20 protein-coding genes and 1 pseudogene are annotated in these 20,143 nt (G+C 64.1%); 6 read left to right on the forward strand and 15 right to left on the reverse strand.

Annotated elements, in window-relative coordinates:
• Positions 1-126: 126 nt before the first annotated feature.
• The 7 genes and pseudogenes from KAY22_RS07340 to ligD all read right to left on the reverse strand — a co-directional run.
• Positions 127-369 (reverse strand): annotated as a pseudogene (locus KAY22_RS07340) (transposase); the annotation flags it as partial.
• A gap of 228 nt (positions 370-597) precedes the next feature.
• Entirely contained in the window at positions 598-954 is a 357-nt protein-coding gene (locus KAY22_RS07345; protein WP_296621726.1) for a hypothetical protein, read from the reverse strand.
• Positions 955-1,054: 100 nt separating this feature from the next.
• Positions 1,055-1,474, reverse strand: a complete 420-nt coding sequence (locus KAY22_RS07350) for a phospholipase D family protein (RefSeq protein ID WP_296621728.1) — start codon at positions 1,472-1,474, stop codon at positions 1,055-1,057.
• Positions 1,475-1,575: 101 nt separating this feature from the next.
• Complete coding sequence (locus KAY22_RS07355; protein ID WP_296621731.1) at positions 1,576-2,607, reverse strand: phospholipase D family protein; 1,032 nt, start codon at positions 2,605-2,607, stop codon at positions 1,576-1,578.
• Positions 2,608-2,719: 112 nt separating this feature from the next.
• On the reverse strand, positions 2,720-3,220 hold the full coding sequence (locus KAY22_RS07360; protein WP_296621734.1) for a hypothetical protein: 501 nt from the start codon (positions 3,218-3,220) through the stop codon (positions 2,720-2,722).
• Positions 3,221-3,287: 67 nt separating this feature from the next.
• Complete coding sequence (locus tag KAY22_RS07365) at positions 3,288-3,995, reverse strand: hypothetical protein (protein ID WP_296621736.1); 708 nt, start codon at positions 3,993-3,995, stop codon at positions 3,288-3,290.
• Positions 3,996-4,057: 62 nt separating this feature from the next.
• Entirely contained in the window at positions 4,058-5,071 is a 1,014-nt protein-coding gene (ligD, locus tag KAY22_RS07370) for a non-homologous end-joining DNA ligase (RefSeq protein WP_296621739.1), read from the reverse strand.
• A gap of 123 nt (positions 5,072-5,194) precedes the next feature.
• Between ligD and KAY22_RS07375 the strand changes: the two genes are divergently transcribed.
• On the forward strand, positions 5,195-5,491 hold the full coding sequence (locus KAY22_RS07375) for a hypothetical protein (protein WP_296621741.1): 297 nt from the start codon (positions 5,195-5,197) through the stop codon (positions 5,489-5,491).
• Positions 5,492-5,817: 326 nt separating this feature from the next.
• Positions 5,818-6,288: a helix-turn-helix domain-containing protein gene (locus tag KAY22_RS07380; protein WP_296621743.1), complete on the forward strand. Its 471-nt coding sequence runs from the start codon at positions 5,818-5,820 to the stop codon at positions 6,286-6,288.
• 169 nt (positions 6,289-6,457) lie between these two features.
• On the opposite strand, the gene KAY22_RS07385 is transcribed toward KAY22_RS07380, so the two are convergent.
• Positions 6,458-7,216: a hypothetical protein gene (locus KAY22_RS07385; RefSeq protein WP_296621745.1), complete on the reverse strand. Its 759-nt coding sequence runs from the start codon at positions 7,214-7,216 to the stop codon at positions 6,458-6,460.
• 476 nt (positions 7,217-7,692) lie between these two features.
• On the opposite strand from KAY22_RS07385, the gene KAY22_RS07390 reads away from it, so the two are divergent.
• Positions 7,693-8,304, forward strand: a complete 612-nt coding sequence (locus KAY22_RS07390; protein ID WP_296621747.1) for a MucR family transcriptional regulator — start codon at positions 7,693-7,695, stop codon at positions 8,302-8,304.
• 125 nt (positions 8,305-8,429) lie between these two features.
• Positions 8,430-8,912: a hypothetical protein gene (locus KAY22_RS07395; protein ID WP_296621749.1), complete on the forward strand. Its 483-nt coding sequence runs from the start codon at positions 8,430-8,432 to the stop codon at positions 8,910-8,912.
• Between the two features lie 195 nt (positions 8,913-9,107).
• Here the strand turns inward: KAY22_RS07395 and KAY22_RS07400 are convergent, their stop codons facing one another.
• Complete coding sequence (locus KAY22_RS07400) at positions 9,108-11,630, reverse strand: AAA family ATPase (RefSeq protein WP_296621751.1); 2,523 nt, start codon at positions 11,628-11,630, stop codon at positions 9,108-9,110.
• 50 nt (positions 11,631-11,680) lie between these two features.
• Between KAY22_RS07400 and KAY22_RS07405 the strand changes: the two genes are divergently transcribed.
• Both KAY22_RS07405 and KAY22_RS07410 read left to right on the forward strand, forming a co-directional pair.
• Complete coding sequence (locus KAY22_RS07405; protein ID WP_296621753.1) at positions 11,681-12,037, forward strand: hypothetical protein; 357 nt, start codon at positions 11,681-11,683, stop codon at positions 12,035-12,037.
• Between the two features lie 977 nt (positions 12,038-13,014).
• Positions 13,015-13,239 carry a WGR domain-containing protein gene (locus KAY22_RS07410; protein ID WP_296621755.1) on the forward strand — a complete coding sequence of 75 codons (225 nt, stop codon included), beginning with the start codon at positions 13,015-13,017 and terminating at the stop codon, positions 13,237-13,239.
• A 44-nt stretch (positions 13,240-13,283) separates the two neighbouring features.
• Here the strand turns inward: KAY22_RS07410 and KAY22_RS07415 are convergent, their stop codons facing one another.
• From KAY22_RS07415 to KAY22_RS07440, 6 genes are all read right to left on the reverse strand, one after another.
• Complete coding sequence (locus KAY22_RS07415) at positions 13,284-13,679, reverse strand: hypothetical protein (RefSeq protein WP_296621757.1); 396 nt, start codon at positions 13,677-13,679, stop codon at positions 13,284-13,286.
• The gene (locus KAY22_RS07420) at positions 13,676-14,080 is read right to left on the reverse strand and encodes a hypothetical protein (RefSeq protein WP_296621760.1); all 405 of its coding nucleotides are present in this window, start codon (positions 14,078-14,080) and stop codon (positions 13,676-13,678) included. The genes KAY22_RS07415 and KAY22_RS07420 overlap by 4 nt, the downstream gene beginning before the upstream one ends.
• Before the next feature lie 13 nt (positions 14,081-14,093).
• A complete protein-coding gene (locus KAY22_RS07425; protein WP_296621763.1) occupies positions 14,094-14,639 on the reverse strand; it encodes a hypothetical protein in 546 nt (181 codons plus the stop codon).
• A gap of 63 nt (positions 14,640-14,702) precedes the next feature.
• A complete protein-coding gene (locus KAY22_RS07430) occupies positions 14,703-17,867 on the reverse strand; it encodes an error-prone DNA polymerase (protein ID WP_296621765.1) in 3,165 nt (1,054 codons plus the stop codon).
• Positions 17,867-19,399 (reverse strand): DUF6504 family protein, encoded by a 1,533-nt coding sequence (locus KAY22_RS07435; RefSeq protein ID WP_296621767.1) that lies wholly within the window; start codon positions 19,397-19,399, stop codon positions 17,867-17,869. Before KAY22_RS07435 ends, KAY22_RS07430 begins: the two co-directional genes overlap by 1 nt.
• Positions 19,314-20,105, reverse strand: a complete 792-nt coding sequence (locus KAY22_RS07440; protein WP_296621770.1) for a damage-inducible protein — start codon at positions 20,103-20,105, stop codon at positions 19,314-19,316. The genes KAY22_RS07435 and KAY22_RS07440 overlap by 86 nt, the downstream gene beginning before the upstream one ends.
• Positions 20,106-20,143 lie beyond the last annotated feature (38 nt).

The following is a 20,143-nucleotide window of genomic DNA, read 5'->3' on the forward strand; positions in this document are numbered from 1 at the left end:
GCAGGCCTATCTTGATAGCCACCACTCCGCGGAAGTGTTCTCTTCACGCGACTTGCGGCTGATAGAGAAGGCGCGTGACCTGCTGGTCAGTGACTTGCGCCACATGATGACGATTCCCGAACTGGCTTCCAAGCGTAGTTCTGGTTCTGCGTCCCGCACCTCTCGCTCGATCTCGTAGAGCCCGGCAATGAAGCGTAGCGCCTGGCCAGCCAACTCGCTCTTGTGCTTGTCGTGCAGCTCAAAGTACTTACGACGCGCGTGAGCCATGCACCCAATCTCGACGATGCCACCGCCGAAGCTGGCCTTGTAGCCAGAGAAGTCGTCGCATACCAGCTTGCCCTGCCAGTCCTGCAAGAATGCGCGGGCATGCAGACATCGTCAGCTACTTGGAGCCGGCGGTCAAAATCACCGGATCAGATCCAATTCGACTTTCTGCGGCTCTTACCCCGCATGTGAACATCAGCCGTGCGCGTCTTGATTAATCTCCGTTCAAATTCGGTCAGCTCGACGAACGCTGTCAGCATCCGTCGCCCGTCGGCGCTCGTTGTGCCCGCTGTTCGTCGCCAGGAGATCGCACTGTCGCGCCTCGCTCACGCATTACCGACCTCGAACCGCTCGATCGGCGGCAAGCGCGTGGTACCGGGTGTACAGCTCCACCCGAAACCGAGCCATGAGAGGCGCATAGCGGGTGAACCAGGGCATTGGGTATTTGACCTCAAGCAAGCCCCGATATGCATCCTGTTCCAGGCAATCATGGAACGCGTGGACGAATAGGGTTTCACTGATGTCAAACGGAGGGGCACCTGGATGTTCAGCCTCCAGAAGCACGTTGCGCGGGCTGCCGTCGCTCTGCATCGAATAGGCGTTTTCGACGACGTCGGCCTCGGTACCGAGTTTGCTCCAGGCGAGCGGCACTTCCTTGAGCGGCCGTGCCAGCCGCTGGCGCGGCCGCAATTGGGGATCCCACCACAGAACCCACCTGTCTCGGATGATAGGAAGATCGGTTGGAGCTTCAAGTTCTGCCCCGTTGTGGATCCTGCGCAAAATGCCGGCATCACACCGTTTCATCTGGGCGCGGAAACACGACACCGGCTTCGCGCCAGAGCGGCTGGCGGCCGTTCCCGTCTCCAAGGCCATTGGCCGACTGGTTGGCTGACGAAATCACCGCACCTCGGTCCGAGATGTAGACCTTGGCGTGCAGGTTCCGGTCCATCCGGACCTGGGCGCCCGTCGCCATCAGTTTCCGGATCGTGTCGGGATCGGTCGCGCCGCCAAGGTTGCAGATCAACTTGGCGCCATGCAGCGTGGCCGGATCGAACCTGCGCTCAGCGCCGGCGCCCCAGTAGGCGACCGCACATCGCAGCCTGGCCCCGCCGAGTATGTACATCGTCGCCGACGTAAGGTCGGTGCCCGCGACGAAGGTCGCGCGGGCGCCGGTCAGCGGGAGGTCAGCTTCAACGGAGCGGTCATTCATTGACGAGGGTTCATCGGCTTGGTGCGGGAGTGCGGTTGAGCGAAATACTCAGACCGGGACGCAGATACTGCGACCGCCAGGCATCAGGGCTCGTGGCGGCGTTAGCGGCGTCGTTTTCCCGTGCTGTCGGACATATCGAGATAGAGGTCATGCAGATCGGCCCAAAACGATTTCATCAGATTAAGGCGCGCGTCGGAGTACCGAGCCTTTGATTTATCGTCCTTTCGCAGGTCCGCGTATCTCTTTCGGCCCATGCACTCCCAGAACGCCGCATGGAAGATCTCGTCCCGGACGACAAATGGAATTGGAAATTTTTCCTCGGCCTCGATCAGCACGTCCTGGCCCTTGACGTCCTCCTCTCCTTCACGGTGCAGGGCATCGAGCACCGGCGGGCCCAGCTTTACCCATTCAAAGGAGTTCTTGCGCGGACGGCCCTTGTCGTCGAGCCGTGTCCAGTAGAGGACCCAGCGGCCGGAGAGCTTGTGATCCCGCTTGCCCTCGATATCGAGGCCGTTGCCGATCCGTCTCTCGACGCGGGCGTCGTAGTGTCCGAGCTGGCCGCGGACCGATTGCGCGTGCGGGACGAAATCCTTCGGTCCTTCCCATTCGATAAGATGTTCCAGGTCGCTTGCGTCGACGTCAGCGAAGCTGGCGATCGTCGGCTTGACCTGCTGGCGTGCTTCCCAAGCCTCAATCGCAGCTGCCATCGCTGCCGGGCTGATTTCGGTCGTTGCATCGTCTGTCCAGAGCGTCTCGAACCAGTCGGCCATGTCACGGGTGTCGTCGGTCGAGATGCCCGCTTCTTCCCACCGAGACTGCTCTCGGCCTTCCAGGCCAAGGCCATTCGCCGACATGTTGGCCGAGCCAGTAACGGCGCCGGCATTGGAGATGTAGACCTTGGCGTGCAGCCTGGCGTGCATCCGAACCTGGGCGCCCGCCTTGATCAGCGCCTCAATCTCGTGCGGGTTGGTACCGCCGGACTGAAGGTTGCAGATCAGCCGCGCCGAACCAAAGTGGGAGGCGGGAATGCGCGCCTTGGCACCCTTGCCCCAAAAGGCTACCGCGCACCGCAGATCTTCACCTGCGAGGACCCGTTCGATCTCTTCCGTCAGTGCGTTGCCCGTCAGAAACATACCTCTCCCCAATCCCGACCGTCTGCGGAATCCGGGGCACCTCCGGGCAGTCGGCATGCCAACTCTCCAGAAGATCGCCCGACGGCCGGGCTCCGCCTTGCCATTGCGTGATCTAGAACTGGTAGAATGCCGTCAGATTGATATTGGCGCGGGACTTGCCGGGGCGATCGATCACCATGCGCAGCTTGCTTCGGTCGGCCACCACCATCGTCACCCGGCCATAGGTCGTGCAGTTTGCCGTCTTGGCGACATCCATTGTGCTGCCGCCCAGGCAAGACACCAGGTCGCCTTCGTAGTCGACGCGCCATTCCGACATCGTGATCCCGTTGACCACCCACCGAACCTGGTACTCGCCCGACCGGGCGCACATCACCCCCACGGTCCAGGTCCTCGCGCCGTCATCCTCGAAAAAGAAACCACCGAGAAAAAACCGACCGGCCTGGGGTGTGACAGCCCACCCCTGGGTTGGTTTTTCCGCATCGACATACCAACCCGGAAGTGCTGGTCCCACATTCGCAAACGCGCTGTTGTCGCATGACGACGTCTGCGCAATGGCGGCAGCCGGCGCAAGGCCGATCGCCAAGGCGGCGGCCGCCAAAATATTACGGATCACTGTAAACCTCCCCCTCCGAGAGGGACAGGCTGACACGTGTCGTCTGAACGTGTCAATTCTACTGATGTCAGGCTGCGTGCATGACCAGGTGGGATGCTGCGGTGGTCGAGATCAATAGTCCGGCCTGGGCCATCGCCGCGAGGTTGTTGGCGGCAACGAGCCAGGCATGTTGGAGGTCCGCGACCGTACCGCGGTCGGCCTTTATGCCTCCTGCCATGAACACGATGGCATGCTCCAGCTGCGCCGCGTCGCGGGCAATCGGGTGCAAGGCGATCGCCGCCCGCTGCCGATCATTCACTGCGAGCCGGTCCATAGTGATGAAATCATCCCGGTCGTAGGTCAGATCGGCATCGTCGAGCATATCGGCGATCGCGGGTTCGGGCGCCTCTTCGAACTTTTCGACCAGCACAAGCCCGCCTCCGGCGGCTATCATCGCCCGCTTGAACTCCACGATCCTTTCGAGGTCGGCGGGGGCCCGCGGCGTCATGGCTTCGTCCCGTTCGTCGTGAAACACAACGCGGCCGGCGTCTATCCCTTGCGAGCCGTCCCGATCCGACGTCGGCGCCGTGGCATCGACAATCCAGTAACCATCGGGATCCATGAAGCGACGGTGAGGCATGGCGGCCCAGATGCCGGCCGCCTGGGCGCGAGCATCGTCCAGCCCCTCGGCCGGGAGATCCAAAGGCTCCACGACGGTCGACGGCTGCAAGACCCACGCGCCTGGGACCGCGTGGGTCTTGTTTGGAGTAGGGGCGATGAACACCATACGGTACATGGATATGTCCTCCATCTCGGGATCAGGTGTGAGAACATAATGTGAACATGAGAATGGAAGAGTCAAGCCGACTCGTTATCCTGTTCCAGCTTGACGGCAGACGGGCGCTTGTCGGCCCGAAGGCTCTTATAGGATGGGTGCCGCAGCTTTCCGTCCGAGGTCCAGCCCCGGACCCGGATGTCGGCGACGAGCTCGGGCCTGACGAACCGCGCGGCCCGCCTGGTCGGCCCCGACATTGTGCCTGATCGGAAGGGCGATCCCGCCGCGCGCCGTCTAGAAAGCCGCTCGGCCAGCTCGGCCGCCGCGGCATCGCCAATGCCGGATCCGACCCGCCCGATATAGTGCAGCCGGCCGGCCGCGTCGTACTTGCCGACCAGCAAGGCCCCGACCCGGCTGAGCGGGCCAGCCGCCGGCAGCCATCCCCCGATGACCACCGGCTCCTCCTGAACGCATTTGATCTTCAGCCAGGAGGAGGCGCGGCCAGCCTGATAGACTGCTTCGGATCGCTTGAGAACTACTCCCTCCAGGCCCTTCTCGCAGGCCAGACCAAAAAGGGCCTCGGGATTGGTATCGAAGGTCTCGCTGAAAGCCAGTGGCGGTTGAGCGGTTGCCATCACCTTTTGCAGCAGGCGTCGCCGTTCCACCTGCGGTGCTCTGGTCACATCGTGCCCATCGAGATAGAGCAGGTCAAAGATGACAGCCGTCAGCCGCGCGGTCTGTCGCGCAAGCGGCCGCCTGGCCCGCAACAGTGCGTGCAGCCCGGCGAAATCGTTTGTCCCGTCCGCCGCGAGTAGAACCACCTCGCCGTGCAGTTTGGCGGACGAGACCTGCAGCGCGCTGCAGGCCGCGGCAATCTGCCGGCCAAAGCGTTGCGTCCAGTCCGCACCACTGCTGCTGCGGAGCACGACATTGCCTTCGCTGACGGTCGCTTCCATCCAGTAGCCGTCCCATTTCAGCTCGGATAGCCATTCGCCTTTGAGAGGGGCCTTCGTCACCAGTGCCGGTTTCATTGGCGGCAGAAATTCGGGCATAGGGTCAGCCACCGGCGTTTGCCGGGCACGGCGGGCGCGGAACATATCCTGGATCTCCGTAAGGGCGGCGACTCAACCAGGAATCGTACAGCCAGTTCCAGCTGTTTCCGAGCCTTCCGCCGCTTCGATTTACGTTCATCCCGCGTTAACCTCCCTGCAACCCGGCAGTTGCCGGCGCTGATCGCCTCGGCTCGGCAGGTACTCGATGATGTCGGGGGCGCTCCCGGGCCCGCTGTCGACCAGGAGCCGGGAGATCGGGTCGCTGTACCGGAGAACACGGTGAGACCAGCCAAGGTGGCAACGGCGATCGGCGAGGAAGCGATCATGGTGATCGCAACCGACGAAGCAGGGCAGGCCCAGGCGCTGATCCTGGAGCTCGATGGCGTCGATGACTTCATCGAGAGGATCAGGTCGGCCCAATCGGAGGCTCGGCGCCAAAATGCCCCACGCGGAAATTTGAACTGACGGTCGTCCGTGGGGCGCCGGATTGGAGATCTGCAACCCGGCCGACGGATCGGCCCGTCATCCGCAACAAGGATTTGCAGGCCCTGGGTTCGACGTTCCGATCGGCCTACGGCTCCGCGAACAGATCGTCGCAGGGCGGCATCGAAGGCAGGGCGGCATCGAAGAGCGATCGTGCCGGGCACTCGCTCTGCCCGACACGATCGTAAAGTTGGTACGCGGTGAATGGCATGGTCATAGCATGCCTGCTCCGAAAGGTCACCAAGTTTGGGGTGTGATCTGCAACATTAGGCAAATAATGGTTGTTTCGCTTGGATGGCCGAGGCACGATGGAAAAGGCGCGGATCAGCGCCAGCAAACATCGCACCGGTGGAGGAGCCATGTCGAGAAAACTGCACCCGCTGAATGTCCAGGTCGGAGCGAAGGTGCGTGCCCGTCGTATCCTGTTGGGCATGAGCCAGCGGCAACTCGCCGACGGCATTGGCCTGACATTTCAGCAGGTCCAGAAGTATGAGAACGGCACCAATCGCATCGATGCTGCCAGGCTCGCGGCCCTCAGCCAGGCGCTGAACGTTCCGCCGCAATGGTTTCTGGCCGACCTCCAGAGCACTGACGAGGTCCAGGCGCCCGATTTGCCGGGCGAACTCGACGAAGTCGACAGCCTGGCTCGTCGGGAGACCCTGACGCTGATTCGTGCGTTCAATCGGATCAAGGATCCCGAGAAGCGCGACCGTCTGATCGAGCTTGTCCAGGCGCTGGGCGATCACGAAGACATCGACGGCGCGGCTGACGCCGCCTGAATGCATTCGAGCCATTGCATTCCGGCCCGTTGGACCTGACGAGGCGCTCCGCCAGCTGTCGGGCTTTTTACCTGGAAACGGCGGAGAGGCGCTTGGGTTGCCCAGGGGATTAGTTTCGACATTGAGATCGTCGTTCACCGTTCGCTCGCCTGGAACGCAGCGGCTTCGCTCAAGCAAGGGAGGACGGTCCGGCATTTGCTCCCGACCGGGGTCTGAGGAATTCCCGCACGATGGGCGGCTTGCTATTGCTCCACCAAGATGGATGGGGGCTCACCTGGCGGACCATTGCGCCGATACCCCTCAGCGCGGTGAACACCGGGCCGGCCAATTCCCCGGTCGTACCGACCAGAATAAGGCTCGGCTGGTAGGATTGGATCCGATCCTTGAAGTCGCATTTTATGGCCGGTATCCGGAAAAGCCGTCGCCAGACCAGATTCCTGATGTCCCGCTGTAAGCCAATCGCCTTGTTCTGCATGAGCTCGGCGAGGCTCGCCTGGAGCTGGACCGGGTTGCAGAGCACCACGTTTTTGTCGGAGAAGCTGGGTCCTGCACAGTTGATCGCATCCGGGAGATATTGATCAAGTTTCGAACGTGCTCCCGTTAGCGGTTCGCCCGGTATCCAAACCGAGCCCTGCCGACTGTACTCGTCCTTATGGGGCGATTCGACGACGAGGACGACGCAGCCGCGCAGCTTGCCTGCCATTGACTCGACGGAGACGGTTTTGCCGCCATTCATGCGGACAACGTCCAAAACTCTCTTTGAATAATGGAAATGGCTAGGCGGGAGATACACGAAATTCGCGTTGCTTCTCGTCTTTCGGAAGTCGCTATGGATGTTGGCCCATTGGTCTGATGAGTTCTCCTTCTCGACGTCCTCGGTTTTGCCGTCAGGAAACGTGACCGTGAACCGAATTTTATGTAAGGCCATCTAAGATTCTCTTTCCCCGGCAGCGGCCGCTCAGCCCCACACTATTTGGCCAGCGGACGGCTCGGCTTGCCTCGGAGCCATCCCACGCCGCGATCCTGCCTGAAAACCGCAAAGGGCGATACCGACCCGGCTTTCGTCGACGCTTACCGCCGGACCATCACGATCGACCTCGCCGGTTGGCTCAACGACATTCTTCGTGCGAAGGCCGAGGAGGTCGAGGCCGCGAGGTCCCGGCGTGCGTCGATGAGCAGGAAGGGGCGTCGAATGCAAGGTTCCGATCGGACGGTTGGAGGCAGAGCGCAACTGCGTGAAATTCCCAATGGCGCAGGGATGTGTCCGTCGGCAAGTTCCGGCGGATGATCGAACTCGTCCAGGCTTCGGCGACGTCGTGGAAGAGGCCTCACGCGCGCCGCTCGAGCGCAGCCTAAAAAATTGCAGCTTCCGTTCTGAACTCTCCGCAGAACGCGGCATCTCCGTTGGCGCTCCTGGCGACGCGCATCTCTGGAACGATGCCCTGCGCGATCCAACCAACATATCGACAACTCTTCGGCAATATTGGATGCTCGCGCCGTAATGTCGGGTGGTGGAAGGGCAAAGTGCAGATGAACATCACGCCGCTGGTTGCGTCGATCGTCGCGACATATGTTGGATCGCATCGCTTCAACCCAATGGACATCCCTCAGCTGATCGAGGCAGTTCACGGCGCCCTGATCCGGCTGGAGCCGGCTGCGCCCACGGCGCCGGTTGCTGCGGCCTCTCGTGCAGCGCAGCCTCGGTCGAACCAGCTGGGCGCGACGCGGACGGCGCCGGCGGTCCCGATCGAGAGGTCGGTGACACCGGAATTCCTCATCTGCCTCGAGGACGGCAAGCGGTTCAAGACGCTCAAGCGGCATCTGCGGGAAGCGTTCGGAATGTCGCCCGAGGAGTACCGCGCAAAATGGCGGCTGCCGCCCGACTACCCGATGGTGGCGCCGACCTATGCGAAACAACGGTCGGAGATTTCGAAGGCCGTCGGCCTCGGCAGCATGACACGCAAGGTCCGAAAGCAACCGGCCGGTCAGGGCTGGACGGTTTGGAGAGGGCAATGAGCGGTACAACCAGAACGGCCGCTGCCACCGATTCGTCCATCTCGGTCCCGAAGATCAGCCACGCCCGCGTGGGCTTGTTGCGAAAGCTTTTATTGGCGAACGCTGAGATCAGGATGCCCGCGGCCGTGCCACGCCAACATCTTGGCGCGCTTCACGGCCGGCTGCTAGCAGTGCCGGTGGCGGCGTTCCCCGGTTTCGAGGAAGGGTTCTGCTGGTACAACGCCCGGGAGGCAGCGCAGCGCCTGGGTGGCCTGCCGATCGCCGGGTGGGCGATCTGGCGTCGCGGGATGGAGATGGTCGCCCAGCCCCATTCGATCTGGCAAAGAGCCGATGGCAAGCTGTTGGATGTCACCCCAAATGCTGTGGGCGGGCCCAGGATCGTGTTCATGCCGGATAGGCGGACGCCGTTCGACTATGTGGATCTGCGCCGGCCGGCGGCATACCTCCTGGGGGACGATATGCCGGTCGGACTATGGGAATATGCGCCTGGCGAGTTCGAGCTGACTTACGTCGTCGGCCGGCCCGATCCGGCTTCTTTGCCGGAGATCGAGGCTTATTGCGCACGGCTCGCTGAAGGTCGCGGCGGGCCTATGCATCCGGCGATCTGATAGGAAGGATTCCCGCGCCATGACATGGACCCCGGTTGCGGTTCTAGCAAACGTTCATCTGCAGAACCCCATCGGGAACAAAATCGCGACTCTGGTTCGGGCCCGCGACAGGATATGCCAGCAGCGGCTGCACGTGGCTCCGCAGGTCGACGCATGCTGGCGAGAGCGAGGTTCACCGCCGAGATCTTGGGCTGGCTACTTCTTCCGGCGGGCGTTGATACCCTTCACCCACGTCTCCAACGCCACGATGTCCCTCTCCAACTCGTCGGGTGCAGGCACGGGTGTCCGCGCCGCCGCCGCGTGGTCGTGACCAGTAAGCCATGCCGAGGATTTGGTCATCCCATCCTTGACGGTCTTGCAGTCCTCGTCGCTGATGTCGGAGAGAGGGGCTAGCCGTTGCGTTTCAACGCTGGGTCTGAACCGCTCGACGATGCCGCCCAACAGAACCTCCTCTACCGCGCGCTCCCACGCCTCGCGCAGAAGGCCGTAGAGTTCCTTGGCCTCCCGTTCGTAGGCGTCCAGTTCGCCATCGCGGTACTTCTTGCCTACGGCTTGCCACGCGTTCTTAAGGAATTTAATCTTTTCCTTCACGCGCATCGCAAGCCAGGGCAATTCCTCGCGGCAAACGCCTGCGCCGTTGACCTGTCTGCGTATGTGCTGGTCGAGAGGCTGAACGTCCGTCTGCGCGGCAAATTGCTTGAGTGCCAGCAGGAAGACGACATCGTGCGTAAAGACGATGACCTGTCTTCGCTTTGATTCCTCCACCAGCCGCCGCGCGACGGCGCTCCGCCACTGGAAGTCGAGCGAGGACACGGGGTCGTCGAATACAATGCCGGATGGGTCGTCGGCGGTGCTAAGTTCGGCGAAGAAAGCCGCTATGGAAATGCACCGCTGTTCCCCTTCGCTCACGACCTTGGGAACGTCGATGGTCGGATTTCTGGTGAGGACGAGCTTGTGATAGAAGACGCCTTCCGCGCCGCCTTGCTCTTTTAGCTCGACTTCGACGTGGTTGAATTCCAATGCCTTCAACTCGTCCTTGAAGCTCCTCTTGAGGCTTTCTGACACGACCGCCTTCGTCACGGCTGAGCTTTTCTGCGTGATGGCGTTCGGTTTGGTCTCGTCGAGGCATTGGGTGTAGGCGGCGATTTTCTTCTTGTTCTCAATTTCATCAAGAAGCGCCTTCTCGTGCTTGCCGAGCAATAGCCGCGCGCGCAATTCCTGCGCCTCGTCGGTCATCTTTTTCTTGGCGTCGGCGGCCCCGGCCTCGCGCAGCGATTTAAGGCGAGCGTCGATTTCATCGCCGATGGATTTGGCCTGGGTCGAAGATGCCGCGAGCAATTGAAAGTCTTCGCCGAGGTCTTTGTTCTCGGTGAGCGCGGCAACGATAGCGGCGCGGCGCTTCTCGTTCTGGGATATGGCGGCGCTGATGGCTTCGGCCGTGGCCTCATGTTCCAGACGCAGTTCCTTGAGGGTTTCTTCGACCGCATCCGTGGACGTCTTGAGATTGGCAAAGGCGTTGCGCCTGCTCGCGAATTCGTCGCGTATCTGCCGAAGCTCCTTTTCCGTCGTCGAAACAACGAATTCCTCGAAGTGCTTGAGCCGGTGGGCGGCGGCATGGTCGAGGTCTTGCTGGCAAAGGACGCATTTCGCGCCACCTTCCGTGACGGGAAAGCCTTGACCCTGATACGCCTGTTGCTCCGAGAACAGCCGCGCCGCCTCCCACATGGCCTTCCACTGCTCGCCGCCGGTTCCAGAAAGCAAACCTTGCGGAAACGTCGCTTCGCGCAGCCGCTTCGCTTCCTCGCTTTTGCGGCGTCCTTCCTTCCGCGCGTCGAACACGGCGGTCACTTCCGTGTCCGCCAGCTCCGTTTCCACCCTGCGCAAATGGTCGGCAAGCGCGCGGACGCGGTTCGCGCGGAGGGTCAGTTGCGCGACAAGCTTCTGCGGGTCGTTGGCTTGCAGGTCTTGGAGGGCCTTTTCCAGAAAGGCAAGCCGCTCCTGTTCCTCGGGCTTGAGGCGCGCAATGGTCTGCACGTCCTCCTGCTTGGTAAACAGGGTGATGTTGTTCACCAGCTTCGCCGCCGCCGTCCCCTGCGGAATCTGCGCGATGAGGCCCACCAGGGGATTGGTGTTCAACGCGCGTTGCTCGGTTTCCAGTTTTGCGCGAACGGCCCTGCAGGCGCGGACGAGCTTGTCGAAAAGCTCGAGGCCGAAGGGCAGAAAGGCCACGTCCGTCCGCTCATTCAAATAAACGGCGGCGCATTGCGTGTCAAAGATGCTGACGCGGGAGACGAACTCATCTGCGTCACCGCCCGTCCATTCGCGGGCAGCGGCATCGGTTCCAACCCTGTATTTGATGGCGACCGTCGGTTTGGGAGGAGCAGTGCCGGTTATCACGACGTTGCCGAGAATCGTCTCCTGCCCGCGCGCGCGGCAAGCTTGCTTGAGGATGCGAATGTAACCCGTCTTTCCCGCACCATTATCGCCGTAGACGATGGTGAGGCCGGGGGCGAACTTGAGGGTCTGGTTCTCGGCCAGGGCGTTGACGCCCTTATGGTGGAAGATGGAGTCCAGCGAAACCGCCTGCGCCGCTCCCCCTCGCTGCGGCACGTGTTCCTTGGCAAGCGGTTGCGCTGCAATTTTCTCCGCCAACCCATGTTCGCCCTTGCAAATCGCCGTCAGGGCGTCGATGTCCTCTGCGCCCAGCTCGCCGTTCATAACAAGCCGGCGGAGCGCGTCCCGTTGCCATGTCGGACGGTCTACCGACCATGTTTGAATCTCTTGAAGGACGTTTGCCATTGTTCTTCTGCAGCTCCCGGGGTCTTGCTGTCCGCTATCGGATGTCCTGTTCCAGCCCGCCGTTTACGGCGCTTTCCCAGGTTCTGGAGGTCGTCGTCAATCAGGTGCCTGGTTTCGAGGAAGGGTTCCGCTGGTACAATGTGCGCAAGGCGGTACATCGACATGGAGGAAGGCCGATCTCCGGCTGGCCGTTCTGGCAACGTGGCACCGACCTGCTGGCGCAGCTCCATTCGATCTGGCGAAGAGCCGATGGCAAGCTTGCGCGAGGGTTGGTGTTACTGGGGAACATGTCCTGGGCTACCAGGCAATGGCGTGAGCGGCGGTAAGCTCGACTGGTCGGGAAAGTCCTTAAGCATGTTTTTTCGGATGGGCGTCGTCGTGTCCCAGTACTGATGTTTGGCCTGGTCGACCGATCCAGGCTTTGCACAGAAGCGTGCATGGGCTTCGCAGTATGTCGACAGGGTTGCGAACCCCTGTCCAGCTGCCCCACAGTACAATCCTATCGAAACGCTATCCTGCGCCCGCACCAGCGAGGGATTAATCGATGGAAAACCGATCAGGGCGCCCACGTCGTTTCCCACGGACCAGTACTTCTCTCCCCAAGTTCTTATCCAAAGTCCATTCGGAGCGGACCGGCCATCCCACTTTGAGACAGCGCCGCCGCCTGCCGTCGTCGCTGCGAAATTTATCGGGCTTCTCGTGTCAATGTAAAAGCCTTCCGGGATCTTGACAGTACGAAGGGCGAACCCTGATTTACCGTCCCGGTTTTCATATTTGACGTCGCCTAAATGAACGAGTCCTGGGGGGCACTTGGAATCCGCGCCAACTGTCGGCGGCTGTGCAACGGCCTGAACCGAGCAACGGGACTCGACATCACCGACCCGAAGCGTCGACGCCGACCATCCGCCTGTATGCACGACTACCGCGCCATTGCTGTTTGGCGGCACGGCAACTGACTTCGTGTAGGTTTCGCTCATCGGATCGCCGTAAGTTCTCCAATAAATCGTGTAGGATAACGAACAATTGTAGGTTGATGACGAGCTGTTGCGCGCGACGATTTGGACCACAGAACCTACGACTTCGCCCTTTACATCTGGATTTGCTAGAGTTGGGACGGCGAACAATACTGTCGCGCTCAGAGTACCTAGAAATACCAAGTTCCTCATCACACCCCCGGCGATCTTGTCTAGCGCTTTAGAGCGAGGTTCTTTAATGGGAGCGGGTTTGTCAATAATTCCTTGCAACTAATGGATCGGAGGATCTGAGGGTTGTTAACGAGCCCTCCCGTGACTAGAATCACCTTATGTTCCCGATGGCGCGCTACTGGATCTCGAGCACCAGGTACTACACGGCAACGGTCTCCGTTGACCTCCTGGGCGACCTTGTTCTCGTTCGCCGCTGGGGTGGCCGGCACAACAACCGGGGCGGCGAGGCGACCAGGCTACTGGCCGATGCAGAGGCCGGCCGAGCGGAACTCGACGCGCTCGATCGCCTGCGGACGCGCCGCGGCTACAGGCTGGTGGGCTGAGCCCCAATGGGCCTTCGACCGCTGTCGGCGCTCAGCGGGGGGCCCTACCGTTTTTGCCGACCGTCGATCTCGGCGACCAGCTTGGCCCGGTCGGTACTGCGTCGCCATGTGTACCGCCCATCTGCCGGCCGGAAACCAGGCGTGAGGTCTGCTATTCGCTCCGCTAGTGGAAAGTGGCGGAGGGCGGCGCGTTCCGCGCCCGGGAGGTCGTCGGCCACCACCTCGATGGCGCGCCAGGTGCCGATGACGGCAGGCAAGGCAAATTCATCCTGGGGCGGACGGGATGGGTCCCAGAATTCGATCAGGTAGACGTTGCTTCCGTCCGGCGCTGCGTAGAAACGGGTGATCGCGGTGAGGTCCCGCGCGCTCAGCGATGGTCGTGGGGCCAGATCGTCCGGTTCCGCGGGCCGGCCATGTTCGGCGCCGTCGCCGCCGTTCATGCGGCAACGGTCGGGCGCGACGGTAGATGATGGACAACACGGGACACTGTGTACCACTTGACCCGCCCGATCTGACGGCTGCCCAGGAAGCTCCAGGAAACGGTTGGAATCCTGCTGATCCGCTCAACGGATGACGAGCCGTCGGGGAACGTTTGCAGGGGCACGTCGAGGTCAACCCATGGCCGGAACCACGCTGCCGGCGTCCGCTGGATCTGGTTCAGCAGGTCGCGGGCCATGCGGGGTCGGTCCTTTTCATCGACCACGCCGCCGACCGTCGCCATCGCCTCGATCGCCGCTTCGAGGCCTCGGGCCCGGATTTGCTCTATCGCATCCATCGTGTGGAGCCCCATGGCTCGGTAGCGCCCGTTGCCCCGAAGAGATGTTTCGAAAGGCCTGATCATGGTCGACCTCTCCTCACACATACGCGTTGCCGATTACAGGACTTTGCCGTGGCAGGCGATCCACCACGGCCTCGATCGCTGTCCGGATCCTATCGCGCACCACGTCTTTTGGTGATGGATTTTGCCCCTCCTCGATTCCGTTTGAATAGACGGTTGCTGCCCATTCTCCATTAATCAGCTGGCCCAGCTGAATGATGTTATCGGGCGAACTCCCCATCACCGTCAGGTAGTGGGCCGAGAGTTCACGATCCGGGATGAAAATTCGCTTGGGGATGTTAGGAATTTCGAACGAGATGGGGCGATCCCAATGCGCGATCTCTCCCGGATTCTTGAGCTTCGCCCGGATCTTCCAGGCACCCTCTTGCCATCCTAATGGGCGAGACATGACGACCATGACCCGGTCCGTCAAGTGACCCGCGTTCTCGACGGCCCAATGCTCCAGAACCCCTCGCACGAGGTCGGAGACCGGGACACCCCGCATGGCGGCCAGTTCCTCGAAGGTCGTTTTTGTGCCTTGTGTGACGCGCGCCTTCAGGGTTTCGCTCAACTCGCCGGCCATTGTGTCCTCCTGTTTGGTTTGGACACATTTTCTAGAATTTGAGTCCTTATGTCAATTGGTGTCCTACCGAAAATCCCGGCTCAAACTGGGTAGGCTCGCCGAGGCTGGCACGGCGGGCCCCTCTGGGATTGAGCGCTCGCCGTCCCGGAGCGACAGGCTACGCAGCAGATCGTCATGGTCGAGCAGGTCGTCGGCCACCAGGTGGATGACGTCACCCTCGCGCTGAACTCGCCCGCGGCAGCCCAGTAGCGACGCGGCGAGCAACGTCCCGCGTAAGCGCAGGCCAACTTGTTCCCAGACCACCAGGTTGGCGACGCCTGTCTCGTCCTCGATCGTGACGAAGGTGACGCCGGCGGCCGAGGCGGGGCGTTGCCTGACCAGCACCAGCCCGGCGATCGCCACCCGGCGGCCGTCGCGCATCGACCGGAGGTCGGAGCAGGGCAGGGTGCCGCGCCGGGCGAGATCCTGCCGCAGAAACCAGAGTGGATGCTTCCGTAAGGTGAGGCCGGCCCGGGAATAGTCGGCGACGACCTCGGCCCCCGCCGTCATGTGCTTCATCGTCACCGGCGGCTCTATCGCCTCGGGGACGGCCACTCGTTCGCGCGCGGCTGCCGCCGCGAAGAGCGGCAGCTCCTCGTCCCGCAGGCCGCGGATCGCCCAGATGGCGTCGCGGCGCGCCAGCCCCATCGATGGCCGGAAGGCATCGGCATCGGCGAGGCGGGTCAGCGCCGCGACTGGCACGCCGGCGCGGCGCCAGAGATCCTCGACCGAGGAAAACGGGCGGTCGGCGCGCGACAGCACCAACCGAAGGGCATCGGCCGAAGCGAGGCCCAGCACCAGCCGAAAGCCCAGCCGCACGGCGAGGCGACCGCCGGCCGTGGGCTCCAGGCCGCAGTCCCAGCGGCTGGCATTGATGTCGATCGGCCTGATCTCGACGCCGTGCTCGCGGGCGTCGCGCACGATCTGCGCCGGCGCGTAGAAGCCCATCGGCTGGCTGTTCAGGAGCGCCGCGCAGAAGACCTCAGGGTGATGGCATTTCAGCCAGGCCGAGGCATAGGCGATCAGCGCGAAGCTCGCCGCGTGGCTTTCGGGAAAGCCATAGGCGCCGAAGCCCTGGATCTGCGCGAAGACCTTCTCGGCGAACTCCCTGGGATAGCCGCGCTCGACCATGCCGGAGACCAGGCGCTCCTGAAACCGCGACACGCCGCCGGTCAGCTTGAAGGTGGCCATGCTGCGCCGCAGCTGATCGGCTTCGCCGCCGGAGAATCCCGCGCAGACGATCGCGATCCGCATCGCCTGTTCCTGGAACAGCGGTACGCCGAGGGTCCGGCCCAGGACACGCTCGAGATCGGGATGGGGGAAATCGACGGGCTCGCGGCCTTCCCTGCGCCGGAGATACGGATGAACCATGTCGCCCTGGATCGGGCCAGGACGGACGATCGCCACCTCGATCACCAGGTCGTAGAAAGTCCGGGGCCGGATGCGCGGCAGCATGGCCATCTGAGCGCGGCTCTCGATCTGGAAGACGCCGACGGTATCGGCCCGGCAGATCATGTCGTAGGTCGCGGGATCCTCGGTGGGGATGTCGGCCAGTCCAATCCGCATATCCTTGTGGTCTTCGATATAGTCGAGAGCGCGCCTGATGCAGGACAGCATTCCCAAAGCGAGGATATCGATCTTCATGAATTTCAACGCGTCGATATCGTCCTTATCCCATTCGATGACCGAGCGATTGTCCATGGCGGCGGGCTCGATCGGAACCAGCTCGTCCAGACGGTCTCGCGTCAGCACGAATCCCCCGGGATGCTGGCTCAGATGGCGTGGAAAATTGCGGATCTGCTCGGCCAGCTCCAGGGCGATCCGCACCCGGCGATCGCCCCCGAACTCGACGGCGACATCGTCTGCGTCGATTGTGCCGTCATCCTTCATGCGCCGCACCAGCGCGGCAGACACCTCCGCCGACAGGCCGAGCGCCTTGGCGACATCGCGCATCGCACCCCTCGTCCTGTAGCGAATCACAGTTGCGGTGAGGGCGGCGCGCTCATGGCCATAGGTCTCGTAGATATGCTGGATGACCTCCTCGCGGCGTTCGTGCTCGAAGTCGACGTCGATGTCGGGTGGTTCGTTGCGCTCGACCGAGATGAAACGCTCGAAGAGAAGGTCGTGGTGCGTGGGATCGATCGCGGTGATGCCGAGGACGTAGCACACCGCCGAATTTGCCGCCGAGCCCCGGCCCTGGCACAGGATGCCGCGCCCGCGGGCGAAGCGGACAATGGCATTGACCGTGAGGAAGTAGGGCGCATAGGCCAGCTGGTCGATCAGCGCCAGTTCGCGCCGGATCTGGTCGGCCACCGAAGCGGGCACGCCTTCCGGGTAGCGCCTGGCCGCGCCGGCCCAGGTGGCAGCCTCCAACGTTTGCTGCGGCGCCACGCCCGGTTCCGCGATTTCATCGGGGTACTGGTAGGACAGCTGGTCCAGGCTGAAGGCGCAGCGTTCGGCGATTTCGAGGCTGCGTTCGATCGCCTCGGGATATCGGCCGAACAGCCGGCTCATCTCCGCGGGGCTCTGCAGGTGGCGGTCTGCAAACCGCTCCCGCCGTGTGCCGAGATCATCGATCGTGCAGCCATGCCGGATGGCGGTGAGCAGGTCCTGCAGGATCCGGCGATCCGGCGCATGATAGAGGACGTCGCCGGTCGCGACGGTCGGGATCCGGGCCGCGGCGGCCGCGGTGGCGATGCGATGGAGGCGCAGCGCATCACCGGGCCGCCGGCGGAGCGTCAGCGCCACATAGGCGCGACTGCTGAACGCGGCGCGCAGGCGGGCGAGCTGCAGCTCGAGGAGATCGCCCGGCTCGTCGGGGACGAGGACGCAGATCAGCCCCTCCGCCGCGGCCTCGACGTCGCCCCAGGCGAGGGCGCACCCCCCCTTGCCCGCGCGCGCCTTGCCGACGGTCAGCAGGCGGCAGAGCCGGCCGTAGGCCGCCCTGTCGGTCGGATAGACCAGGACCGACGATCCGTCGAGCAGGTCAAGGCGGCAGCCGGGCACCAGGCGCAGGCCGAAGTTCCTGGCCGCCACATGCATCCTGGCGAGGCCCGCCAGGCTGTTGCGGTCGGTGATGCCGATCGCCGGCAGGCCCAGCGCCGCGGCCGCGGCTCCCAGTTCGTCGGGATGCGATGCCCCACGAAGAAACGAATAGTTCGACGTGATCTGCAGCTCGGCGTAGGACATCAGCCGAAAACGCCGTGCAGGAACCACCGGAGAGACCCTGTTTCCGGGTGCACGCCATCGCCTGAGCGATAGAGCCAGTAGCGCGACCCGTCCTCGACCTCGACCTGCCAGTAGTCGCGGACGGCGGTCAGTTCGGCGTCGCGGCGCCACCATTCGCCAGTGATGCGTTCCGGCCCGTCGGCGTGGCGCACCCGCCGGCGAACGCCACGCCAGCGGAAAGCCGCCGGCGGCTGGTCCGGCATCTCGGCGATAACGTCGATCTCCTCGGGGCGGTCGAGCAGCCGCGGCGGCCTTGGCCAGGCCAGCGGCCAGGACAGATCGGACGGCGGCACCAGCGGATCCGCCCGCCGGACGGCGCGCTCCGGCACGTCGCTCGCCACCGGGGCCAGCCGGAAGATCCGCCGGCGTCCCAGTCGGTTGGCGAGCACGTCGACGAGGCCGGCGATGGCGTCGTCGCTGTCGGGCTCGACGATGCCCGACCCGAACTGCACCGAGGGCATCGGCTCGGCCAGCACCACGATCATCTCGACCGTCTCGATGCCGTAGCCGGCGTCGAGCTGGGCCAGGCGGTCGGCAAGAAGTCGGGTAAGCAGCCTACGGTCGCGGGACGGCCGGGCGGTGCCAATTCGGACGGCCGCGACGCCGTCGACGCGCATGCAATGGACGTCGACCAGGCGGGCGCCGCGGCCGTCCGATTCGAGCCGCCTGCAGACCTCTGCGAGCAGGCGGTCGACGGCGATCATGACCGCATCGAGGTGGATAACGGGCTCGGGGAAGGACCGGCGGGCGGTGATGGCGGCCGGCAGACGCAACGGCGCGATCGGCTCGGCCAGGCGTCCGCGTGCCTGGTCGAGGCGGCGCCCGGGTTCGGCGCCGAAGCGCAACGCCAGTGGCGCGCGGGGCAACCGTCCGAGCTCTGCGATCGTCTCGATGCCGAGCCGCCGCAGCGCCGACGCCTTCTCGGCTGCCAGGCGCAGGGCCTCGATCGGCAGGGGGCCGAGCAGAGCGCCTTCCTGGCCGGGCACGATGACGAGCCGGCCTCGGGCGCCGGCCTCCGGCGCATATCGAGCCGCCGCCCAGGCCGCGCCGGCAGCGTCTGCAGCTGCCATCCGGGATGCCAGGCCTGCCGCGGCGAGTGCGGCGCCCAGATCGGCCAGCAGCTCATCCTCGCCGCCGAATAGCTGCCCCATGCCGGCGACGTCGAGCCACAGGCCGTCCGGCGGGTCGACCGCGACGATCGGGCTGTAGCGCCGGAGGATCCAGAAGGCGAGCCGTTCGAGGGCCGCCAGGTCGGCCGCCACGTCCGCCGGCGCGACGACCAGGTCGGGCACCCTTGCCCGCGCGTCGGTCAGCGGGACGTCGGGTCGCAGGCCCGCCGCGGCCGCCGCGCGGTCGACGGCGGCCAGCCTCTGGCGGCCGGCGACCATGACGACTGTGGCGAGAGGGCTATCCGGCGGCAGCCCGGCGTGGGACCGTCGCCGCAGGCGATCGGTCGGCCAGGTCGGCAGCCAGATCGAGGCGGCCCGACGCATCGCATGCCTCCATGATCCATGACCGGGCGCCAGCGCCCCGGCACCGCATCAGCTCCACATGCCAGACTGGCCGGCCGACGCCTGGGACGGGCAGGGCGCGCGAGGGCACCGGCGTGACCCGCCAGCGCGTCGTCGCGGCCGTCGGCTGGCGGCCGTAGGCGTCGGCGGAGCGCGCGTCGCGCCAGCGCCGCAAGGCGAGCGCCATGACGCCGGTGTCGGCGGCCGCGAGCTGCAGGCGTCGCGACGCGGTCATGTCCAGCGTCGACAATTCCCCGACCACGGCGCCCAGGCCGCGGCATCGCAGGCCTTCCTCCATCGCCTGGAGGACCTGCTGGTCGCCGGCGGCGTCGACATAGATGACGCGGTCGGGCCCGAGCCCGGCCTGCGAGAGGGCCGGCGCGTGGAGATCGCGCTGGCGCATGCACCAGAGAACCTGGCCGGCCAGTCGGGCCGCGATACCCGCCGTAAAGGATGTCGGTGCCGCGCCGAAAACCGCCTGCTCGCCGCCGCCGGCGATCTCGTGCAGGGCGCCGCGGGCGAGCCCGTGCCCCGGAAGGACAGCGTCGACGGCGGGTATGCCGAAGGAAAGGGCTTTGCGGGGCCCGGGCTGTCGCTTCTCGATGCGGCCGATCTCATCGCGCAGGCTCGCCAGCGATGGCTGGGGCGTATCGCCGGCCTGGGGGGGAGGAGCCGCAATTGGTTTCATGTTCCTGTTATGTTCACTTATGCGGCCGGGAGTCAACG

It is taken from the genome of Rhizorhabdus sp., from assembly GCF_018006725.1.
Lineage (GTDB): Bacteria > Pseudomonadota > Alphaproteobacteria > Sphingomonadales > Sphingomonadaceae > Rhizorhabdus.

Coding starts and splice junctions, on each gene's coding strand:
- KAY22_RS07350 (WP_296621728.1), bottom strand. CDS start 1,474: ATGAATGACCGCTCCGTTGAAGCTGACCTCCCGCTGACCGGCGCCCGC.
- KAY22_RS07355 (WP_296621731.1), bottom strand. CDS start 2,607: ATGTTTCTGACGGGCAACGCACTGACGGAAGAGATCGAACGGGTCCTC.
- KAY22_RS07365 (WP_296621736.1), bottom strand. CDS start 3,995: ATGTACCGTATGGTGTTCATCGCCCCTACTCCAAACAAGACCCACGCG.
- ligD (WP_296621739.1), bottom strand. CDS start 5,071: ATGTTCCGCGCCCGCCGTGCCCGGCAAACGCCGGTGGCTGACCCTATG.
- KAY22_RS07380 (WP_296621743.1), top strand. CDS start 5,818: ATGGAAAAGGCGCGGATCAGCGCCAGCAAACATCGCACCGGTGGAGGA.
- KAY22_RS07385 (WP_296621745.1), bottom strand. CDS start 7,216: ATGGCCTTACATAAAATTCGGTTCACGGTCACGTTTCCTGACGGCAAA.
- KAY22_RS07400 (WP_296621751.1), bottom strand. CDS start 11,630: ATGAACGGCGAGCTGGGCGCAGAGGACATCGACGCCCTGACGGCGATT.
- KAY22_RS07405 (WP_296621753.1), top strand. CDS start 11,681: ATGTTTGAATCTCTTGAAGGACGTTTGCCATTGTTCTTCTGCAGCTCC.
- KAY22_RS07410 (WP_296621755.1), top strand. CDS start 13,015: ATGTTCCCGATGGCGCGCTACTGGATCTCGAGCACCAGGTACTACACG.
- KAY22_RS07415 (WP_296621757.1), bottom strand. CDS start 13,679: ATGAACGGCGGCGACGGCGCCGAACATGGCCGGCCCGCGGAACCGGAC.
- KAY22_RS07420 (WP_296621760.1), bottom strand. CDS start 14,080: ATGATCAGGCCTTTCGAAACATCTCTTCGGGGCAACGGGCGCTACCGA.
- KAY22_RS07425 (WP_296621763.1), bottom strand. CDS start 14,639: ATGGCCGGCGAGTTGAGCGAAACCCTGAAGGCGCGCGTCACACAAGGC.
- KAY22_RS07430 (WP_296621765.1), bottom strand. CDS start 17,867: ATGTCCTACGCCGAGCTGCAGATCACGTCGAACTATTCGTTTCTTCGT.
- KAY22_RS07435 (WP_296621767.1), bottom strand. CDS start 19,399: ATGCGTCGGGCCGCCTCGATCTGGCTGCCGACCTGGCCGACCGATCGC.
- KAY22_RS07440 (WP_296621770.1), bottom strand. CDS start 20,105: ATGAAACCAATTGCGGCTCCTCCCCCCCAGGCCGGCGATACGCCCCAG.